Consider the following 700-nt stretch of genomic DNA (forward strand, 5'->3'; position numbering starts at 1 on the left):
ATGACACCGTGGGTGGGGATACCAATGGTGATGGTGCGGTCAGTGCCCCTGCTGCGGGTGACTGGTACGGCATCAACGTAGGAGGTGGGGCGTCGAAGCTGGGGTTGAACGAGGTGACGATGCGGTACGGGTCGTCGCTGTCTGCCTTTGAGGTGGGGTCGGTGGTGGTGACCAGCTCCCGGTTCGTCCAAGGGGTCTTGGTCGATCTTGGTCGCAACACCGGCAATCTGCCGTTGACCTTTACCGGGAACACCTTGTCGGCGGTGGGCGCTGCCGACAGTGGCCTGAGCGTTCGCGCGTATGACTCCACGGCTGGGGTGATCAACGCTGCGCCGGTCGTGCGGGACAACGTCGTCAGTGGTGCTGTGCGGTGGGGCACCCCAGATACTCGCGGTGGGCGGGCGATCAGCCTTTACGGGCCGAACCTGGATCCAGCCAAGTTCAGTGGGAACACCGGTTCGGGGAACACCCAGAATGCGTTGTTCTTGTCCGGGACGTTGATCGGTAGCGCGACGTTGCCGGCCGCGGGCCTGCCCTGGGTCATCGGGGACTACTACGTCCAGTCCTTGACCGTCGCCAAGGGCGTGACGTTGACGTTGAACGCTGGCGCGGTGCTCAAGGCGGCGCCGGGTTCGTCGTTGAGTGTGCAGGGGTCGTTGGTTGCTGCGGGTACGGCTGCTGCGCCAGTGACGTTCACGTC

At 64.4% G+C, this 700-nt stretch carries 1 protein-coding gene; it reads left to right on the plus strand.

The features are described 5' to 3' along the window. Window positions 1-700: hypothetical protein (locus ABD286_RS18815; RefSeq protein ID WP_344196397.1), on the plus strand; the 700-nt coding region annotated here is incomplete at both ends.

This window comes from Pedococcus aerophilus, from assembly GCF_039532215.1.
Classification (GTDB): domain Bacteria; phylum Actinomycetota; class Actinomycetes; order Actinomycetales; family Dermatophilaceae; genus Pedococcus; species Pedococcus aerophilus.